General features: G+C 68.6%; 13 protein-coding genes. 9 read left to right on the top strand and 4 right to left on the bottom strand.

Annotation, left to right across the window (positions count from 1 at the left end; all coding sequences use genetic code 11):
• The first annotated feature begins 15 nt into the window (after positions 1 to 15).
• The gene (locus tag ACN6M5_RS15020) at positions 16 to 1,449 is read left to right on the top strand and encodes a glycine zipper domain-containing protein (RefSeq protein ID WP_434951006.1); all 1,434 of its coding nucleotides are present in this window, start codon (positions 16 to 18) and stop codon (positions 1,447 to 1,449) included.
• A complete protein-coding gene (locus ACN6M5_RS15025) occupies positions 1,446 to 2,978 on the top strand; it encodes a hypothetical protein (protein WP_434951008.1) in 1,533 nt (510 codons plus the stop codon). The genes ACN6M5_RS15020 and ACN6M5_RS15025 overlap by 4 nt, the downstream gene beginning before the upstream one ends.
• Here the strand turns inward: ACN6M5_RS15025 and ACN6M5_RS15030 are convergent.
• The 4 genes from ACN6M5_RS15030 to ACN6M5_RS15045 all read right to left on the bottom strand — a co-directional run bounded on the left by ACN6M5_RS15030 (position 2,975) and on the right by ACN6M5_RS15045 (position 5,827).
• Complete coding sequence (locus ACN6M5_RS15030; RefSeq protein ID WP_434951010.1) at positions 2,975 to 3,229, bottom strand: glutaredoxin family protein; 255 nt, start codon at positions 3,227 to 3,229, stop codon at positions 2,975 to 2,977. The two genes, ACN6M5_RS15025 and ACN6M5_RS15030, sit on opposite strands and share 4 nt — an antisense overlap.
• Positions 3,226 to 3,906, bottom strand: a complete 681-nt coding sequence (locus ACN6M5_RS15035; RefSeq protein ID WP_434951012.1) for a nucleoside/nucleotide kinase family protein — start codon at positions 3,904 to 3,906, stop codon at positions 3,226 to 3,228. The genes ACN6M5_RS15030 and ACN6M5_RS15035 overlap by 4 nt, the downstream gene beginning before the upstream one ends.
• A gap of 45 nt (positions 3,907 to 3,951) precedes the next feature.
• The gene (locus tag ACN6M5_RS15040) at positions 3,952 to 4,743 is read right to left on the bottom strand and encodes a nucleotidyltransferase domain-containing protein (RefSeq protein WP_434951014.1); all 792 of its coding nucleotides are present in this window, start codon (positions 4,741 to 4,743) and stop codon (positions 3,952 to 3,954) included.
• A 76-nt stretch (positions 4,744 to 4,819) separates the two neighbouring features.
• Positions 4,820 to 5,827, bottom strand: a complete 1,008-nt coding sequence (locus tag ACN6M5_RS15045; protein ID WP_434951016.1) for a LacI family DNA-binding transcriptional regulator — start codon at positions 5,825 to 5,827, stop codon at positions 4,820 to 4,822.
• Positions 5,828 to 6,104: 277 nt separating this feature from the next.
• Between ACN6M5_RS15045 and ACN6M5_RS15050 the strand changes: the two genes are divergently transcribed.
• From ACN6M5_RS15050 to ACN6M5_RS15080, 7 genes are all read left to right on the top strand, one after another.
• Positions 6,105 to 7,409 carry an ABC transporter substrate-binding protein gene (locus tag ACN6M5_RS15050; RefSeq protein WP_434951018.1) on the top strand — a complete coding sequence of 435 codons (1,305 nt, stop codon included), beginning with the start codon at positions 6,105 to 6,107 and terminating at the stop codon, positions 7,407 to 7,409.
• A 106-nt stretch (positions 7,410 to 7,515) separates the two neighbouring features.
• Positions 7,516 to 8,454, top strand: coding sequence for a carbohydrate ABC transporter permease (locus ACN6M5_RS15055; RefSeq protein ID WP_168688389.1), 939 nt, complete (start codon positions 7,516 to 7,518; stop codon positions 8,452 to 8,454).
• Positions 8,451 to 9,284, top strand: coding sequence for a carbohydrate ABC transporter permease (locus ACN6M5_RS15060; RefSeq protein ID WP_085369685.1), 834 nt, complete (start codon positions 8,451 to 8,453; stop codon positions 9,282 to 9,284). Before ACN6M5_RS15055 ends, ACN6M5_RS15060 begins: the two co-directional genes overlap by 4 nt.
• 40 nt (positions 9,285 to 9,324) lie before the next feature.
• Positions 9,325 to 11,655, top strand: coding sequence for an alpha-L-rhamnosidase (locus ACN6M5_RS15065; RefSeq protein WP_434951021.1), 2,331 nt, complete (start codon positions 9,325 to 9,327; stop codon positions 11,653 to 11,655).
• A gap of 9 nt (positions 11,656 to 11,664) precedes the next feature.
• Positions 11,665 to 12,828 (top strand): L-rhamnose isomerase, encoded by a 1,164-nt coding sequence (gene rhaI, locus ACN6M5_RS15070; protein WP_434951023.1) that lies wholly within the window; start codon positions 11,665 to 11,667, stop codon positions 12,826 to 12,828.
• A complete protein-coding gene (locus ACN6M5_RS15075; RefSeq protein WP_434951025.1) occupies positions 12,828 to 14,864 on the top strand; it encodes a bifunctional aldolase/short-chain dehydrogenase in 2,037 nt (678 codons plus the stop codon). Before rhaI ends, ACN6M5_RS15075 begins: the two co-directional genes overlap by 1 nt.
• A complete protein-coding gene (locus ACN6M5_RS15080; RefSeq protein WP_434951027.1) occupies positions 14,861 to 16,330 on the top strand; it encodes a rhamnulokinase in 1,470 nt (489 codons plus the stop codon). Before ACN6M5_RS15075 ends, ACN6M5_RS15080 begins: the two co-directional genes overlap by 4 nt.
• Positions 16,331 to 16,361: the final 31 nt, after the last annotated feature.

The following is a 16,361-nucleotide window of genomic DNA, read 5'->3' on the forward strand; positions in this document are numbered from 1 at the left end:
AAGGACCATCAGACGATGACGATTGCATTCAACGAGGGAGACGCCACCCTCCTGATCGGCGCTGCGAAGAGGGCTTCCAACGAACTTCGCGACCAGGGCATTGGGCGTCGACGGGCAGCGGAGACGGCCGCGGAGCACTTCACCGGAGCGTATGCACGGCTCTTCGAGGCCGCCTGCGACGCCGAATCGGAGGACCGCGTCAGGCTCGCCGGAGTGCTCGACGACCTGGCCGGCCACGTGCACGACGCGATCGGCGCGGCACAGAAGGAGGAGCAGAGGATCGCGGACCTTGCGGCGTGGAAAGCTCGCGAGGTCGTCCGCGAACGACAGCGCGCGGCCGCGGCAGCGATGCCGACCCCCTTCCCCGACTTCTTCGACCCGAAACCCTCCGAGACTCCGTATGCTGCGCCGACCGTCTCCGCGGCCTTCGCCGCGAGAGACCGAACGCGCACATCGAGCGGAGGCACAAGCGGGGGAAGCTCCGCCGACCCTGCCGCTCTGATGATCTTCGTGGGCCAGGCGAACGCATCCAATACACGGATGGAGGGAGAGCTGACCTCACTCCGGAACTCGTGGAGCCGCTTCACGTCCACCTGTTCGTGGGTGAAGCTCGGCACGGTGAGCTTCCTCGGCGGGTTCAAGAGGCTGCTCGCCGAGAACAGGGCGGACAGCGACTGGATCGAACGCGTCGCTGCTGCATTCGAGCTGGCGGGCAGCGGACGGGCCGCGAGCGCGCCGGGAACCGGCATGCTCTCGGACGCGGCTCTCGGGCTGGCCACCGGCGCGCTGAAGCGTTACCGCGGATCGCTGGTGCTTCCGGGTAAGAACGCCGCGCAGATACTAGACCTGCTGGATGGCTCCCCGGGGCCTGGGTGGGTAAAGGTGCTCCACAAGGGCAAGGTGTATTGGCGGTCCTCTAGCAGCGGCTTCATGGTGCCGGACGGATTCCAGAAACCGCAGGCGATGCCAGGCGGTAAGCCGGAAGGCTGGTACCACAAGCCTGTGTTCTCGGGATCGCCGAGCGTCGGGACTCCACCGACGTGGGCGCGCGTCGGCGGTCGCGCGCTCGGCGTCGCCGGCATCGGGCTGACCCTGTGGGGCACGTATGCGGACAGCTACAACGAAACGCTCCTTCGGCATCCCCAATGGACGGATGCCCAGCGCCAGAATCAAGCCTTTTCGGACACCGTCACCGTCGGATCTGCGTCTGTCGTCGGTGGGGCGGCGGGCGCGATGGCGGGTGCGGCGGTCGGCGCTGCGATCGGAAGCATCTTCCCCGGTCCAGGAACGATCATCGGGGGGATCGTGGGTGGCATCATCGGCGGCGTAGCCGCAGGCGAGGCGGCGGGGGCCGGAGCGAAGGCAAGTCATGGCCTCGGCGGCGCCGACGAAACGGTCGTCGCCCCCGGCGTGCACGGCTCCCGGCCGGTGGGCGCGGGTGTGTCGTGACGGGTCTGCTGCCCATCTTCGCGATCGGCTTGGTCGCTGCGGGCATCCTCTCGTACACCGGGCGCTGGAAGACCTGGGCCTATCGGGCCGGATTCGCCCACTGCGGTGGGTTCGCCGCCCTGTTCATCGGGATCGCGTTGATGAATTTGCAGATCATGAGCATCGCTTCGACCTGGACGGTGTTCAGCGAAAGGTTCGTGTTCTTCGCGTGGGGAGCATTCAACATCGCCGCCGTCCTGGGGTTTTGGTGGATGCCCGCGTTCATGCTCCCGGCCTGGTTCCGTGACGGCCGTGACCTGCGGCGCCGAGCGGAGCGCGCAGCCCGGCTCTCCCGCCGAGCGGCACGGCGCACGGGAGAACGCACGACATCGACAAGGAAAGGCGGACATCGCATGGGGCAGGTCAGGAGCGAGGATGAGGTCCTCATTCGCGAGGTGAAGACACCGCACATCGTCGTGCAGTATCCCGATTTTCTGCGGACGGAAGACCACGACGGCGCGGAGCTGGTGCTCGTCGCGGACGAGCCGGGGCTGGTGTTCCGTCCGAACATCGTCGTCACGGCCGTGCCGAGCGATCGGCCGCTCACCGAAGCGTCCGTCGGCGCCATCGTCGGCGCGGGGGAGCAGCATCCCGGGGCGTACGTGATCGCCGTGGACCTCTTTTTCGGTTCCGTCGGCTTTGTCGACGGTGTGCCGAGCGGGCGGGTGATCACCTTCACCTACCCGGGAGCACACCTCGACGTCATCGTGAAGAAGTGGGTCTTCGCCACCGGGGAGCACCACGTGCACCTTGCGGCGTCCTATCTGCCGTCGCAGGCGATTGTGGCGGAGGAGACGTTCGGCTGGATCGCGCGCTGGGTGCGGCTCACAGCGGACAGTGACGCGATCCGGCGGGCGGCGTGCGCCAGTGGGGACGTTCGGCTGGACGAGGAGCACACGGCGCGCGCCGATTTCGCGGTGGAAGACCTCTCGTTCGTCGAGAACCCACCGTGCGCGAACACCGGTGCGATTCGCGCAACCGATCTGCCGTCTGCTCTCGCGGCGTTCGGGATCACCGCCGAACAGCCGAAAGTCCTGACGATTCACACGCGGCGCGGCTCCGCGCGGGGGATGTACACGACGGTGTCAGGAGGCGCCGAGCTTGTCGTCGTCCGGTCGGCCGGAGCGTCAGCCGAGTCCGCCCATCCGACCGAGGTGAACGTCTACGCGATGAGTGCGGAGAGGGTGGCAACGGATGTGGTCGCGTGGGTGGGTCTCTCGCCCGAGTTCGGTTACGGTGACGCGTGGACGATTCCCGAGGGGGAGTACGCCCGCCAGTTCGAGGATGACCCCGGCGATGGGTCGTGGATCGAGTTCCGGATGTCGTCCGGAGAGGACTGGTGGGTCGTCGTGCGCATTCCGGGGCGGGGCTGGTTCTCAGCGGCAGCGCCGACCGACGGCATCGTGACCATGCAGCCGTTCCCGCCAGTGCTGATCTTCGACAGCGTCCTCCGTCAGCTCGACCGGAGGCTGGCAGGCGACCGTGCTTAGCGGCTGAGCGCCGCCTCCAGCTCCGGGTCGGTCGGCTCCACCAGGTGGGAGCCGTCGGGGAAGACGATGACCGGGATGTTCGTGCGGCCGCTGATCGAGAGCGCCACGTCGGCCTGCTCCGGGGTGGCGACCAGGTCGACGTAGTCGTAGTCGGCGCCGAGACGGTCGAGGAGGGCCTTCGAGCGGATGCAGTCGCGGCACCAGTCGGCGCCGAACATGGTCACTTTTTCGTAGGTTTCAGCGGAAGTCATTCATCGAGCCTAAGCGCTTCCGGCTGGGAGCCGTCCACGAGGCGGGTCGCGCGCATCCGGCCGGACTCGATGAGGGCGGCGTTGGCGTCGTCGACCTCGCGGGCCCACGCCTCCGCCGCCTCCGGGGTGCGGCCGTGGCGGGTGTGCCTGTCGATCAGCCTCGCGAGGCGCACGTCCTCCGGCGTCGACACGAACCAGCTCTCCGCCAGCAGGCTCGGGATGCGCGACCACGGCTCGGCGTCGGCCAGCAGGTAGTTGCCCTCCACCACCACCAGCCGCGTCTCCGGCTCGATGGCGATGGAGGCGGCGACCGGCTCGTCCACGGTGCGCTCGAACGCCGGCACGTAGACGGTGTGCGTCTGCTCGGCGGCGACCCGGTGGAGGATGGCGACGAAACCCCAGGCGTCGAACGTGTCGATCGCGCCCTTGCGGTCGTGGCGGCCCAGCGCATCCAGTGTCGTGTTGGCCAGGTGGAAGCCGTCCATCGGGAGGTGCGCGGCGAGCAGGCGGCCGCCCGCGCGCTCGTTCACCCGCTCGACGATGGCGCGGGCCAGCGTCGTCTTGCCGGAGCCGGGGCTGCCGGCGATCCCGAGCAGCACACGCTCGCCCTGCGCTGCCAGCAGCAGCTCCTCCGCCCGTGCTGCCCCGGCTTCGCGCATCCCCTCATTCTCCGGCATCGAGGCCAGGGTGCGGTGCGCGGTGCGCGAGCGCGTGCGTGCACGTCAGGAGTACTCGGGCGGAGCGGTGCGGTAGCGCCAGGCGAGCTCGTTGTCTCGGGCGAAACGGGAGAGCGTGTGCGCGGGCGGGAGCAGGTCTCCGGTGAAGGCTTCCAGCGAGGCGAGGAGCGCGTCGGCGGTGGCGGGGGTCGGATCGGCGAGCACGGCCGTGAGCAGGGCGTCGAAACCGTCGGGCTTGCTGTCCAGCCCGGCGACGAGCTTCGTCAGGTATTTGGGGCCGGGGAATGCGACGCGGTTGGCCGCGAGCAGCGCCCGCGCGGCCGAGGTGACGAGGTGCACGGACGCGTGCCGCAGCAGCAGCTGGTCGCCGCTCGCGGCCGCCTGCTGCAGGAAGTACCCTCCGTACAGCCTGGCCTGCGCGAGGAACGACGCCACCTTGGCGTCCCACTCGGCCTCAGGGAGGGACGACGGGTGGATGCGGGCGATGCGTGCATCCAGGTCGTCGACGCGGCTGAAGACGACCCGGGATGCGGCGAAGGAGTCGCGCACCGGGTCGTCGCCGCGGTCGGCGGCATCGTCGAGGTAGGACAGGGTGGCGAGCTTGACGTCGAAGTAGCCGCCGTCGTAGCCGATGTCGTGGTCCTCGGTGTACATCAGGAGGTCGGCGGCGTCGGCGTCCGCCCAGCGCTCCTCGGTCACGACGAGGTAGAGGTCGACGTCCGAGTCGACGCGCTCCGTGCCGCGCGCGACGGAGCCCGTGAGGATGACGGCGACGGTGTCCGGCCGTGCCGTCTCGCGGGCGAGGTAGCGTTCGATGGCCTGGTCATGGTGCGGCAACGGTGGGTCTCCATTCGGGGTGAATCGCTTCAATGCGCGGGAGACGGTGGTGGCGCCCGCGTGGCGACGGCAGGGGTCAGTCCGAGCTGCTCGCCCGGACGACCAGCTCCGGCTGGTACAGGATCTGACGGGGTTCGAGGTCGGGGTCGTCCGCCTCTTGGAGCAGGATGTCGACGGCGGTCTCGCCGATGAGGCGGCTCGGCTGACGGATCGAGGTGAGCGGGACCACCGATGCGCTCGCGAACAGGATGTCGTCGTAGCCGACCAGCGCGATCTCATCCGGGATGGCGATCTTGCCCTGCATGAACAGGGCCTGCAGCAGCCCGATCGCGAGGAGGTCGTTCGCGGCGAAGACGGCGTCCGGGCGCTCGGCGGGGGAGCGGTCCACGATGGCGTCGCCCGCCCGGCGGCCCTCCTGCACGGTCAGCGCGGGGAGCGTGATCGCCTCGATGGTGACACCCGGATGCGCGGCGACGGCCTGCCGCGCGCCCTGCAGACGGTCGCTCACCTGCCGGATCTCGAGCGGGCCCCCGACGAACGCGATCCGCCGCCTGCCCGTGTCGATCAGGTGCTGGGCGGCCAGCGCTCCGCCGGCGATGTCGTCCACGGAGACCGAGCTGATCGACACGTCCTTGCTCACCCGGTCGACGAGCACAGACGGGATGCCGCGGTCGCGCATCCGGCGTAGCCTGGGCGCCACGTTGCCCACCGGGGAGATGAGAACGCCGCGGACGCGCAGCTCCTCGAACAGGGTGAGGTAGCCGGACTCGCGTTCCTTCTTCTCGTCGCTGTTGCCGGCGATGACCGAGTATCCGGCCAGGGCCGCACCGTCTTCTGCGGCGGTGGTCAGCTCGGTGAAGAACGGGTTGCTGCCGCTCAGGGTGATCAGGCCGAGCGCGTTGCTGTGGCCGACGCGGAGCTGCCTGGCCGCCTCGTTGCGCACGTACGACAATTTCTCCATCGCCAGGGTGACCCGCTCCACCGTCTCCGGGGAGACGATCTCCGGCCGGTTCAGCACGTTCGAGACGGTGCCGATGGAGACGCGGGCCAGTGCGGCCACATCCTTCACGCTCGCCGATGCCATGATCGCCCTCCCGATCGCAGTTTAGGACATTGAATCGTTAACACGCGTCGCCCCTGCGACGAATCGCTGGCGGCGCGGGCTGCCGATGGGTTGAACGATAGTCCTTCCCCGCATCCCGAGTGAATTGCCGGGAAGGACAACAAAAAACGGCTCGTTACTGAATCGTTACAATCGCGTGTTGACGTCCCTCCACCCGCCCCCTATCTTCAAATGAAGCGTTTCAATGCGAACCCAGCGCGCACTCTGGGACCTGCAGCGCCAATACAAGGAGGTATTCATGTTCTCTCGAAGGACGGCAGCTCGCGTTGCCGCCACAGTCGCCAGCACAGCCGTGCTGGCCGCCACTCTCGTCGCCTGCTCATCGAGCGGCGGCGGCGGATCGTCCATCACCCTCATGGCCGGCGGAAACGACCCAGCTGCGACCAAGTTCGCCAAGTCGATCGCCGACGGATTCATGAAGGAGAACCCGTCGATCAAGGTCAAGGTGAACACGCGCCCAGGCGGCACGGACGGCGACAACCTGATCAAGACCAGGCTCTCCACCCGCACGATGGACGACGTCTTCCTCTACAACTCCGGATCGCTGTTCCAGGCGCTCAACCCGGACACGCAGCTTCAGCCCCTCACCGACGAGGCATGGGTGAAGGAACTGACCCCCGACTTCAAGAAGACCGTCAGCACGTCGAAGGCGACGTACGGCGCACCGTGGGGCACGACCTTCAACGGCGGCATCATGTACAACAAGAAGGTCTACGAGAAGCTCGGGCTGACCGTGCCGAAGACCTGGGCCGAGTTCATCAGCAACAGCGAGAAGATCAAGGCGGCGGGCATCATCCCGGTGCTCCAGTCGTACGGGGACACCTGGACCAGCCAGCTCTTCGTCCTCGCCGACTTCGCCAACGTCAGCAAGCAGGATCCCGAGTGGGCGACGAAGTACACCGAGAACAAGGCCAAGTACGTCAACCCGCCCGCGCTCGCCGGCTTCACGCACACGCAGGAGGTCTTCGACAAGGGTCTGATGAACAAGGACTACGCGTCCTTGACCAACGTGAACGCGCTCAAGCTGCTCGCCACCGGCGAGGCTGCGCAGTACCCGATGATCACCGCGGTGATCAGCAACGTGGTGCAGAGCAACCCCGACCAGGTCAACGACATCGGCTACTTCGCGATGCCCGCCGACTCCGGCGAAGGCCAGGCGACGGTCTGGGAGGCGAACGGCGCGTACATCCCGAAGTCGACGACGGGCGACAAGCTGACGGCCGCCAAGAAGCTGGTGGCGTTCATCAACTCGCCGAAGGGCTGTGACGTGCAGAACTCGGCCGGTGTCCCCGCCGGGCCGTTCGCGATCAGCAGCTGCAAGCTCCCGGATGACGCTCCCGCCCTCGTCGCGGACGAGTTGAAGTACCAGGAGGCCAAGCAGACCGGGCTGGCGCTCGAGTTCCTCTCCCCGATCAAGGGACCGAACCTCGAGAAGATCCTCATCCAGGTCGGCTCCGGCATCACGGATGCCAAGGCGGGCGCTGCGCTCTACGACAACGATGTGAAGGCGCAGGCGCAGCAGCTCGGCCTCAAGGGCTGGTAACCCGGGACGACGCAGCACTGCGTAGCACTGCGGGGCCGATGGCCACGGCCGTCGGCCCCGCACAGCACCACAGCACCATCGCACTGAACTCGACGAGGAGTAAAACATGTCGACGGCCAACCCAGCGACCGCCATCCAAGCGGCCGACATCATCGCGGACATCACGCCGCCACCGAAGAAGCGGCGACCGATCAAGTCGTACTACCCGACCTGGTTCTTCATCCCGGCGGTCGCGCTCTACGTCGTGTTCTTCGCCATCCCGACGTTCTCGTCGTTCTACTTCTCGCTGACCCGCTGGTCGCTGTTCGACTCGCAGTTCATCGGCTTCGACAACTTCGTCCAGTTCTTCCGCGACCCTCAGCTCTACACGAGCTTCATCCACACCCTGATCTACGCGGTGATCACGTCGGGTGCGAAGGTCATCATCGGCTTCTTCCTCGCGATCCTGCTCACCGGGCCGATCGTCGGCCGCGGCTACCTCAGGGCCGTCGTCTTCTTCCCCGTGCTGCTCTCCACCATCGGCGTCGGCATCATGTGGAAGTCGCTGCTCGACCCCTTCCACGGGATGGTCAACGCCGTCCTCGGATTCTTCGGGCTCCCGCAGCCCGGCTGGTTCACCGACCCGAACCTCGCGCTCTACTCCATCGCCGGCGTCGACATCTGGAAGGGTGTCGGCATCGCGACCCTGATCTTCATGGCGGGCATCGTCGCCATCCCGAACGAGTACTTCGAGGCGGCAAAGATCGACGGGGCGAGCTCCTGGAAGATCCTGCGCCAGATCACGATGCCTCTGACCCGCGGCGCGACGGCGACCGTCATCATCCTGTCGCTGATCGGCGGCCTGCGGTCGTTCGACATCATCTGGGCCACCACGGGAGGCGGGCCGGGCTTCACCAGCGACGTGATCGCCTCCGTGATCTACAAGCAGTACCAGGCGGGCTTCTACGGTCTGTCGACCGCCGGCAACGTCGTCCTGTTCCTCGTCGTCACGGTGATCATGGTGCCGCTCTCGTACTTCCTCAACAGAAAGCAGGTGGAGCTGTGAGCCGCGAGCGTACAAGGGCCTGGATCGTCGGCATCATCGCGATCGTCGTCTCCGTCGTCGTCTTCCTCGTCCCCTTCGTCTTCGTGCTGCTGCAGGCGGCGAAGTCCCCTGCTGAGGCATCGAACCTCGCGTTCTCCTGGCCGAAGGAGTTCCTGTTCTTCCAGAACTTCTGGGAGACGCTGAACTCCAACGACGGCGTCATCTGGCGCGCCATCATCAACAGCGCGATCCTCACCATCGGCGCTGTCGCGATCATGGTGGTGCTGTCGGCGATGGCCGGGTACGTGCTCGCCCGCAAGAAGAGCAAGTGGGGCCCCGTCGTCAACTTCTTCGTGCTCGCCGGGCTGATCGTGCCTCCCGCCGTCGTCCCGACCATCTGGGTGCTGCAGGGGCTGCAGCTGTTCGGCACGATGCCCGGGATGATCCTGGTCGAGGCGACCTTCGGGCTCTCGTTCTGCATCCTGCTGTTCCGGGCGTTCGTCGGGAACATTCCGAGGGAGCTGGACGAGGCGGCGGTGCTCGACGGCTCCGGCCCCATCCGGCTCTTCTTCCGGGTGGTGCTCCCGCTGCTGCGCCCGGTCGTGGTGACCGTGATCGTCGTGCAGTCGGTGTTCGTCTTCAACGACTTCGCCGGACCGCTCTACTTCCTCCCCGGCGACCAGAACGTGACAGTGCAGCTCGCGCTGTACACCTTCTCCGGCCAGAACCTGAGCTTCTACAACCTGCTCTTCATGGCCATTTTCCTCATCACCATCCCTCCGCTCATCGCATACATCTTCTTCAACAGGCAGATCGTCGCCGGCATCACCAGCGGCGCCGTCAAGGGCTGACATCACCGTGACCACGAACGAGAACACTGGAGTGACATCAATGAACTGGCAAGCTCGCATGATCGCCGCGGACGACGACTTCGACGGGGCACCGCTGCTCCGCCGCGAGTTCGGCATCGACGGCGGCCACGGCGCCGTGACCAACGCGACCCTCACCCTGAGCGCGCTCGGCGTGGTGGAGGCGTGGCTGAACGGCCGCCCCGTCTCCGACGACCTGCTGACTCCCGGATGGAGCAGCTACGAGTGGCGCCTGCGCTATGCGGAGTACGACGTGACGGATCTGCTGGCCGGCGACGCGGGGAGTGCGGAGGGCGCGGAGGGTGGTGTCGGCGTGCTCGGCATCGCCCTCGGAAACGGCTGGTACCGCGGCAGGCTCGGCTGGACGGGACGCTCCGGCTTCTACGGCTCGGAGCTCGGCGCGTTCGCGCAGCTGGAGGTCACCTTCGCCGACGGCTCGACCCAGACGGTCGTGACGGACGCCGACGGTGGATGGACCGCCGGGCCGAGCCCGGTGCTCGCGAACGACCTCTACGACGGAGAGACCATCGACGCCCGCCGCAGGGACGACTCCTGGCTCTCCGCCGGATTCGCGGGCGACGGCTGGGTGGGCGTTCACGCTCTGGACTTCGACACCGCCATCCTGACCCCGTACGTCGGGCCGCGCGTCCACCGCTGGAACGAGCTGCCGGTCGTGGAGATCAGCACATCGCCCTCCGGCAAGACGCTCGTGGACTTCGGGCAGAACCTCGTCGGCTGGGTGCGCGTCTCGGTCCGGGGCGACGAGGGCGCCGAGGTCACCATCCGGCACGCGGAGGTGCTCGAGCACGGCGAGCTGGGCACCCGGCCGCTGCGCTCCGCCCTCGCCACCGACCGCTACATCCTGAGCGGCGGCGACGACGTGTTCGAACCCACGTTCACCTTCCACGGCTTCCGCTACGCCGAGGTCTCCGGATGGCCGGGCGAGCTGACGGCGGATGACCTGACCGCCGTCGCCATCGGCTCCGACCTGGAGCGCATCGGCACCTTCCGCAGCTCCGATCCGATGCTGAACCAGTTCCACGAGAACGTGGTCTGGGGCATGCGCGGCAACTTCGTCGACGTGCCGACAGACTGCCCGCAGCGCGACGAGCGCCTCGGCTGGACGGGCGACATCGCCGCGTTCGCGCCGACGGCAGCCTTCCTCTTCGACGTCGACTCCTTCCTCTCGGACTGGCTGATCGACCTCGACGCGGAGCAGCGGCACCACGACGGCATCGTCGGGTTCGTCATCCCGGATGTGCTGAAGTACACCGACGGCGAGATCCCGACCGAGTTCGGCCCTGCGGACTCCACGGCGATCTGGAGCGACGCGGCCGTCTGGGTGCCCTGGACGCTCTACCAGGCATACGGCGACCAGGATGTGCTCGGCCGCCAGTTCGACTCGATGGCCAGTCACGTGCGCCGCGTGAAGTCGCTCCTGTCTCCCGCAGGGGTCTGGGACGGCAACTTCCAGTTCGGCGACTGGCTCGACCCGGATGCTCCGCCGGAGGACCCCGCGAAGGCCAAGGCGGACAAGGGCGTGGTGGCCACCGCGTGCGCGTACCACTCTGCACGGATCGTCGCAGAGACGGCGGCGCTGCTCGGCCGCACGGAGGAGCAGGCGGAGTTCGAGCGGATCGCGACCGGCCTGCGCGAGGCGTTCAACCGTGAATACGTGAACGACGGCGTCGTGAAGAGCGACTGCACCACGGTGTACGCGCTGGCCATCGTGTTCGGACTGCTCGACGCCGCCGACGAGGCCGCCGCCGGCGCCCGGCTCGCCGAGCTCAGCGCAGAGGCCGGCTACCGCATCTCCACCGGGTTCGCCGGAACACCGTTCATCACCGACGCGCTCACGAAGACCGGGCACCTGGATGCGGCGTACCGGCTCCTGCTCGAACGCGAGTGCCCGTCGTGGCTCTACCCGGTGACGATGGGCGCGACCACGATCTGGGAGCGCTGGGACTCGATGCTGCCGGACGGCACTATCAACCCGGGCGAGATGACGTCGTTCAACCACTACGCGCTCGGCGCGGTCGCCGACTGGATGCACAGGGTCGTCGGCGGTCTCGCCCCGCTCGCCCCCGGATACGCGAAGGTGCTCGTCGCCCCGCAGCCCGGAGGCGGCATCACCGAGGCGGAGACGACGCTCGACACCCCGCACGGCCGCGTCGCCGTGCACTGGACCGTCGACGGCGACGAGCTCACCGTCGACGCCGAACTCCCCGCCGGAGTGGACGGCGTGCTCCGTCTGCCCGGCCAGGACGACCGGCAGCTCAGCGGAGGCCCCGTCTCCGTGACCGTCCCCTTCGCTGCTCCCGCGCTCGCCGCAGCCACCGCTTCAGAGAAATGACCAGGCACCATGACTGACCTCACCGCCATCGCAGCGGACCTCGCCGACCAGGCGATCGAGCTCCCATCCTGGGCGTTCGGCAACTCGGGCACCCGGTTCAAGGTGTTCGGATCGCCAGGCACCCCGCGTGACCCGTTCGAGAAGATCTCGGACGCCGCGCAGGTGCACAAGCACACCGGGCTCGCCCCGAAGGTGGCGCTGCACATCCCGTGGGATGTGGTCGATTCGTACTCCGACCTGCGCAAGCACGCGGAGGACAACGGGGTGTCGCTCGGCACGGTGAACTCGAACACGTTCCAGGACGACGCGTACAAGCTTGGCTCGGTGACCCACAGCGATCCGGCGATCAGGCAGAAGGCGATCGACCACCACTTCCGCTGCATCGACGTGATGGACCAGACCGGCAGCCGCGATCTGAAGATCTGGCTCGCGGACGGCACGAACTATCCGGGCCAGGACGACATCCGGGCCAGGCAGGACCGTCTCGCCGAGTCGCTGGCCGCGATCTACGCGCGGCTCGGCGACGACCAGAGGCTCGTGCTCGAGTACAAGTTCTTCGAGCCGGCGTTCTATCACACCGACGTTCCGGACTGGGGGACCAGCTACGCGCACACCGTCGCGCTCGGCGACAAGGCGTACGTCTGCCTGGACACCGGGCACCACGCGCCCGGCACGAACATCGAGTTCATCGTTGCGCAGCTGCTGCGGCTCGGGAAGCTTGGCTCGTTCGACTTCAACTCGCGGTTCTACGCCGACGATGACCTGATCGTGGGCGCTGCCGACCCGTTCCAGCTGTTCCGCATCATCGCCGAGGTGGTGCGCGGCGGTGGGCTCAACAACCCGGATGTGGCGTTCATGCTCGACCAGTGCCACAACATCGAGAAGAAGATCCCCGGTCAGATCCGGTCGGTGCTCAACGTGCAGGAGATGACCGCCCGCGCGCTGCTGATCGACAGGGAGGCGCTCTCCGCCGCCCAGGCCGCCGGCGACGTGCTCGGCGCCAACGGCATCCTGATGGACGCGTTCTACACGGATGTGCGCCCGGCGCTCGCCGAGTGGCGCGAGTCCCGCGGGCTCCCGGCCGATCCGATGAAGGCGTATGCGGCATCCGGATACCAGGAGCGGATCGAGGCGGACAGGGTCGGCGGCGTGCAGGCGGGATGGGGCGCCTGATGGCCGCCGAAGCGGCGGAGGCGCTGATCGCCCGGTCCAACCGCCTCGGCGCCGATCCGCGCAACACCAACTACGCGGGCGGCAACACGTCGGCGAAGGGCACGGACACGGATCCCGTCACGGGCGAACCGGTCGAGCTGCTCTGGGTGAAAGGCTCGGGAGGAGACCTGGGCACACTGACCGAGGCGGGGCTGGCCGTGCTGCGGCTCGACCGGCTGCGCGCGCTGGTGGGCGTGTACCCCGGTGTCGAGCGCGAGGACGAGATGGTCGCCGCGTTCGACTACACGCTCCACGGAAAAGGCGGCGCAGCGCCGTCGATCGACACGGCCATGCACGGGCTGGTGGATGCCGCGCACGTCGACCACCTGCATCCCGATTCCGGGATCGCGTTCGCGACGGCCGCCGACGGTGAGCGGCTGACCGCTGAGGCGTTCGGAGGACGGGTGCTGTGGGTGCCGTGGCGGCGTCCCGGCTTCCAGCTCGGGCTCGACATCGCGGAGCTGAAGGCAGCGCATCCGGAGGCGATCGGCTGCATCCTGGGCGGTCACGGCATCACCGCGTGGGGCGCGACCTCGGAGGAGGCGGAGGCGAACTCGCTGTGGATCATCGAGACGGCCGCCGCGTACATCGCGGAGCACGGGAGGGACGAGCCGTTCGGAACCGTCCTGGACGGTTGCAGCGCACTGCCGGAGGCGGAGCGCCGCGCGAAAGCGGCGGCGCTCGCCCCGCACCTGCGGGCGCTGGCGTCGACGGACAGGGTGCAGGTCGGGCACTTCACCGACTCGGAGACGGTGCTCGACTTCCTGGCGCGCTCCGAGCATCCACGGCTGGCGGCGCTCGGCACCTCCTGCCCTGACCACTTCCTGCGCACGAAGGTGAAGCCGCTGGTGCTCGACCTGCCCGCCGACGCGTCCGTGGAGGACTCGGTGGCGCGGCTGGAAGAACTGCACGAGGCGTACCGGGCCGACTACCAGGCCTACTACGACCGCCACGCCACCGCCGAGTCGCCCGCGATCCGGGGCGCTGACCCGGCGATCGTGCTCATCCCCGGCGTCGGGATGTTCAGCTACGGCGTGAACAAGCAGACGGCGCGGGTGGCCGGCGAGTTCTACGTGAACGCCATCAACGTGATGCGCGGAGCGGAGGCGCTGTCGACCTACGCGCCGATCGACGAAGCCGAGAAGTTCCGCATCGAATACTGGGCGCTGGAGGAGGCGAAGCTGGCGCGGATGCCGAAGCCGAAACCGCTGGCCGGGCGGATCGCGCTCGTGACGGGTGCGGCATCCGGCATCGGCAAGGCCATCGCCACCCGGCTCGCGGCGGAGGGTGCGTGCGTCGTCATCGCCGACCTCGACCTCGCGAAGGCGCAGGATGCCGCCGCGTCGATCGGCGGGACGGATGTGGCCGTCGGGGTGCAGGCGGACGTCACGGACGAGCGCGCGGTGCAGGCAGCAGTGGATGCGTCCCTGCTGGCGTTCGGCGGGCTCGACCTGGTGGTCAACAACGCCGGGCTGTCGCTGTCGAAGTCGCTGCTGGAAACCACCGTGGCCGACTGGGAGCTGCAGCACGACGTGATGGCGAAGGGCTCCTTCCTGGTGTCCCGCGCCGCCGCGCGGGTGCTGATCGACCAGAAGCTCGGCGGGGACATCGTGTACATCTCGTCCAAGAACTCGATCTTCGCGGGACCGAACAACATCGCGTACTCGGCGACGAAGGCCGACCAGGCGCACCAGGTGCGGCTGCTCGCGGCCGAGCTCGGCGAGTACGGGGTGCGCGTCAACGGGATCAACCCGGACGGCGTCGTGCGCGGCTCCGGGATCTTCGCGGGCGGCTGGGGCGCCAAACGCGCCGCGGTGTACGGGGTTCCGGAGGAGGAGCTGGGGCAGTACTACGCGCAGCGCACCCTGCTCAAGCGGGAGGTGCTGCCGGAGCACGTCGCGAACGCGGTGTTCGTGCTGTGCTCGTCCGACCTCGATCACACGACGGGACTGCACATCCCGGTGGACGCCGGCGTGGCGGCGGCGTTCCTGCGATGACTGGCACGGGGACCGTCGCGGCCGTCGACCTCGGCGCGACCAGCGGGCGGGTCATGATCGGGAGGGTCGGGCAGGACACGCTCGACCTGACCGAGGCCGCACGGTTCCCGAACACGCCCGTCAGCATCTGGGAGGGCGACAGGGCGGCGCTGCACTGGAACGTCCCCGAGCTGTACCGCAACGTGATCGGCGGGCTGCGGGATGCGCTGCACGCCGAGCCGGGCATCGTCAGTGTGGGGGTGGATGCGTGGGCCGTCGACTACGGACTGCTGCGCGGCGGAGCGCTGCAGGGCATCCCGTACCACTACCGCGACGAGCGGACGGCGGCGGGGGTGGCAGCAGTGCACGCGCGCGTGCCCTCCGACGAGCTGTACCGGCAGAACGGGCTGCAGTACCTGCCGTTCAACACGCTGTACCAGCTGGCAGTCGACCGCGCGGACGGGCGGCTCGACGGCGTCGACACGATGCTGCTCATCCCGGACCTGATCGCGTACTGGCTGAGCGGAGAACGCGTCGCCGAGCGCACGAATGCGTCGACGACCGGGTTGCTCGGGCCGGACGGGGAGTGGAACGCGGCGCTGATCGAGACGCTGGGGCTTCCGCGGGGAGTGTTCCGGCCGGTGGTGGATGCGGGGACCGTGCTGGGTCCGCTGCTGCCGAGTGTGCGGGGCGAGGTGCGCATCCCGGATGGTGGTGGTGGTCGTGGCCGCCCGGTGGTGACCGCGGTCGGCTCGCACGACACGGCGTCTGCGGTGGTGGCGGTTCCGATGCGGAGCGCGAACGCGGCGTACATCTCCTGCGGGACGTGGGGGCTCGTGGGCGTGGAGCTGGAGCATCCGGTGCTGACTGCTGCTGCGCGCGACGCCAACTTCACCAACGAGGGTGGGGTGGATGGGCGCGTCAGGTTCCTGCACAACGTGATGGGGCTGTGGTTGCTGAGCGAGAGCATCCGGAGCTGGCGCGACGCCGGGCTGGACGTGGACCTGGTGGAGCTGCTGGAGCGTGCCGAGGCGTTGGGTGCCGGGATGCCGGTGCCGGTCTTCGACGCGAACGACCCACGGTTCCTGGCGCCGGGGGACCTGCCGGCGCGGATCGCGGAATGGTGCGCGGAGCACGGCGTGGCGGCACCGGCCGGGCCGGTCGAATACGTGCGGAGCATCGTGGAGAGCCTGGCCGAGGCGTTCGCGGCGGCCGTGCGGTCGGCCGCCGACCTGTCCGGTCGTCCGGTCGACGTGGTGCACATCGTGGGCGGAGGGGCGCGGAACCGGCTGCTCTGCCAGCTGGTCGCCGACCGCTGCGGCGTGCCGGTGCTCGCCGGTCCGGTCGAGGCGACCGCCATCGGCAACGTGCTGGTCCAGGCCCGGGCGCACGGCCTGGTCAGCGGCTCGCTGGAGGCGCTGCGCGCCCTCGTGCTGCGCACGCACGCCCCCGTCGAGTACGCGCCTGCCTTCGCGAGACACCACTAACTGTCGCGAAACGCCCGGGATGCGCGACATT

This window comes from Leifsonia araucanica, assembly GCF_051161895.1.
Taxonomy (GTDB): domain Bacteria; phylum Actinomycetota; class Actinomycetes; order Actinomycetales; family Microbacteriaceae; genus Leifsonia.

Excerpts from the sequence above, each read along its gene's own strand:
- ACN6M5_RS15020 (WP_434951006.1), top strand. The coding sequence starts at position 16 with ATGACGATTGCATTCAACGAGGGAGACGCCACCCTCCTGATCGGCGCT.
- ACN6M5_RS15030 (WP_434951010.1), bottom strand. The coding sequence starts at position 3,229 with ATGACTTCCGCTGAAACCTACGAAAAAGTGACCATGTTCGGCGCCGAC.
- ACN6M5_RS15035 (WP_434951012.1), bottom strand. The coding sequence starts at position 3,906 with ATGCCGGAGAATGAGGGGATGCGCGAAGCCGGGGCAGCACGGGCGGAG.
- ACN6M5_RS15045 (WP_434951016.1), bottom strand. The coding sequence starts at position 5,827 with ATGGCATCGGCGAGCGTGAAGGATGTGGCCGCACTGGCCCGCGTCTCC.
- ACN6M5_RS15050 (WP_434951018.1), top strand. The coding sequence starts at position 6,105 with ATGTTCTCTCGAAGGACGGCAGCTCGCGTTGCCGCCACAGTCGCCAGC.
- ACN6M5_RS15055 (WP_168688389.1), top strand. The coding sequence starts at position 7,516 with ATGTCGACGGCCAACCCAGCGACCGCCATCCAAGCGGCCGACATCATC.
- ACN6M5_RS15065 (WP_434951021.1), top strand. The coding sequence starts at position 9,325 with ATGAACTGGCAAGCTCGCATGATCGCCGCGGACGACGACTTCGACGGG.
- rhaI (WP_434951023.1), top strand. The coding sequence starts at position 11,665 with ATGACTGACCTCACCGCCATCGCAGCGGACCTCGCCGACCAGGCGATC.
- ACN6M5_RS15075 (WP_434951025.1), top strand. The coding sequence starts at position 12,828 with ATGGCCGCCGAAGCGGCGGAGGCGCTGATCGCCCGGTCCAACCGCCTC.
- ACN6M5_RS15080 (WP_434951027.1), top strand. The coding sequence starts at position 14,861 with ATGACTGGCACGGGGACCGTCGCGGCCGTCGACCTCGGCGCGACCAGC.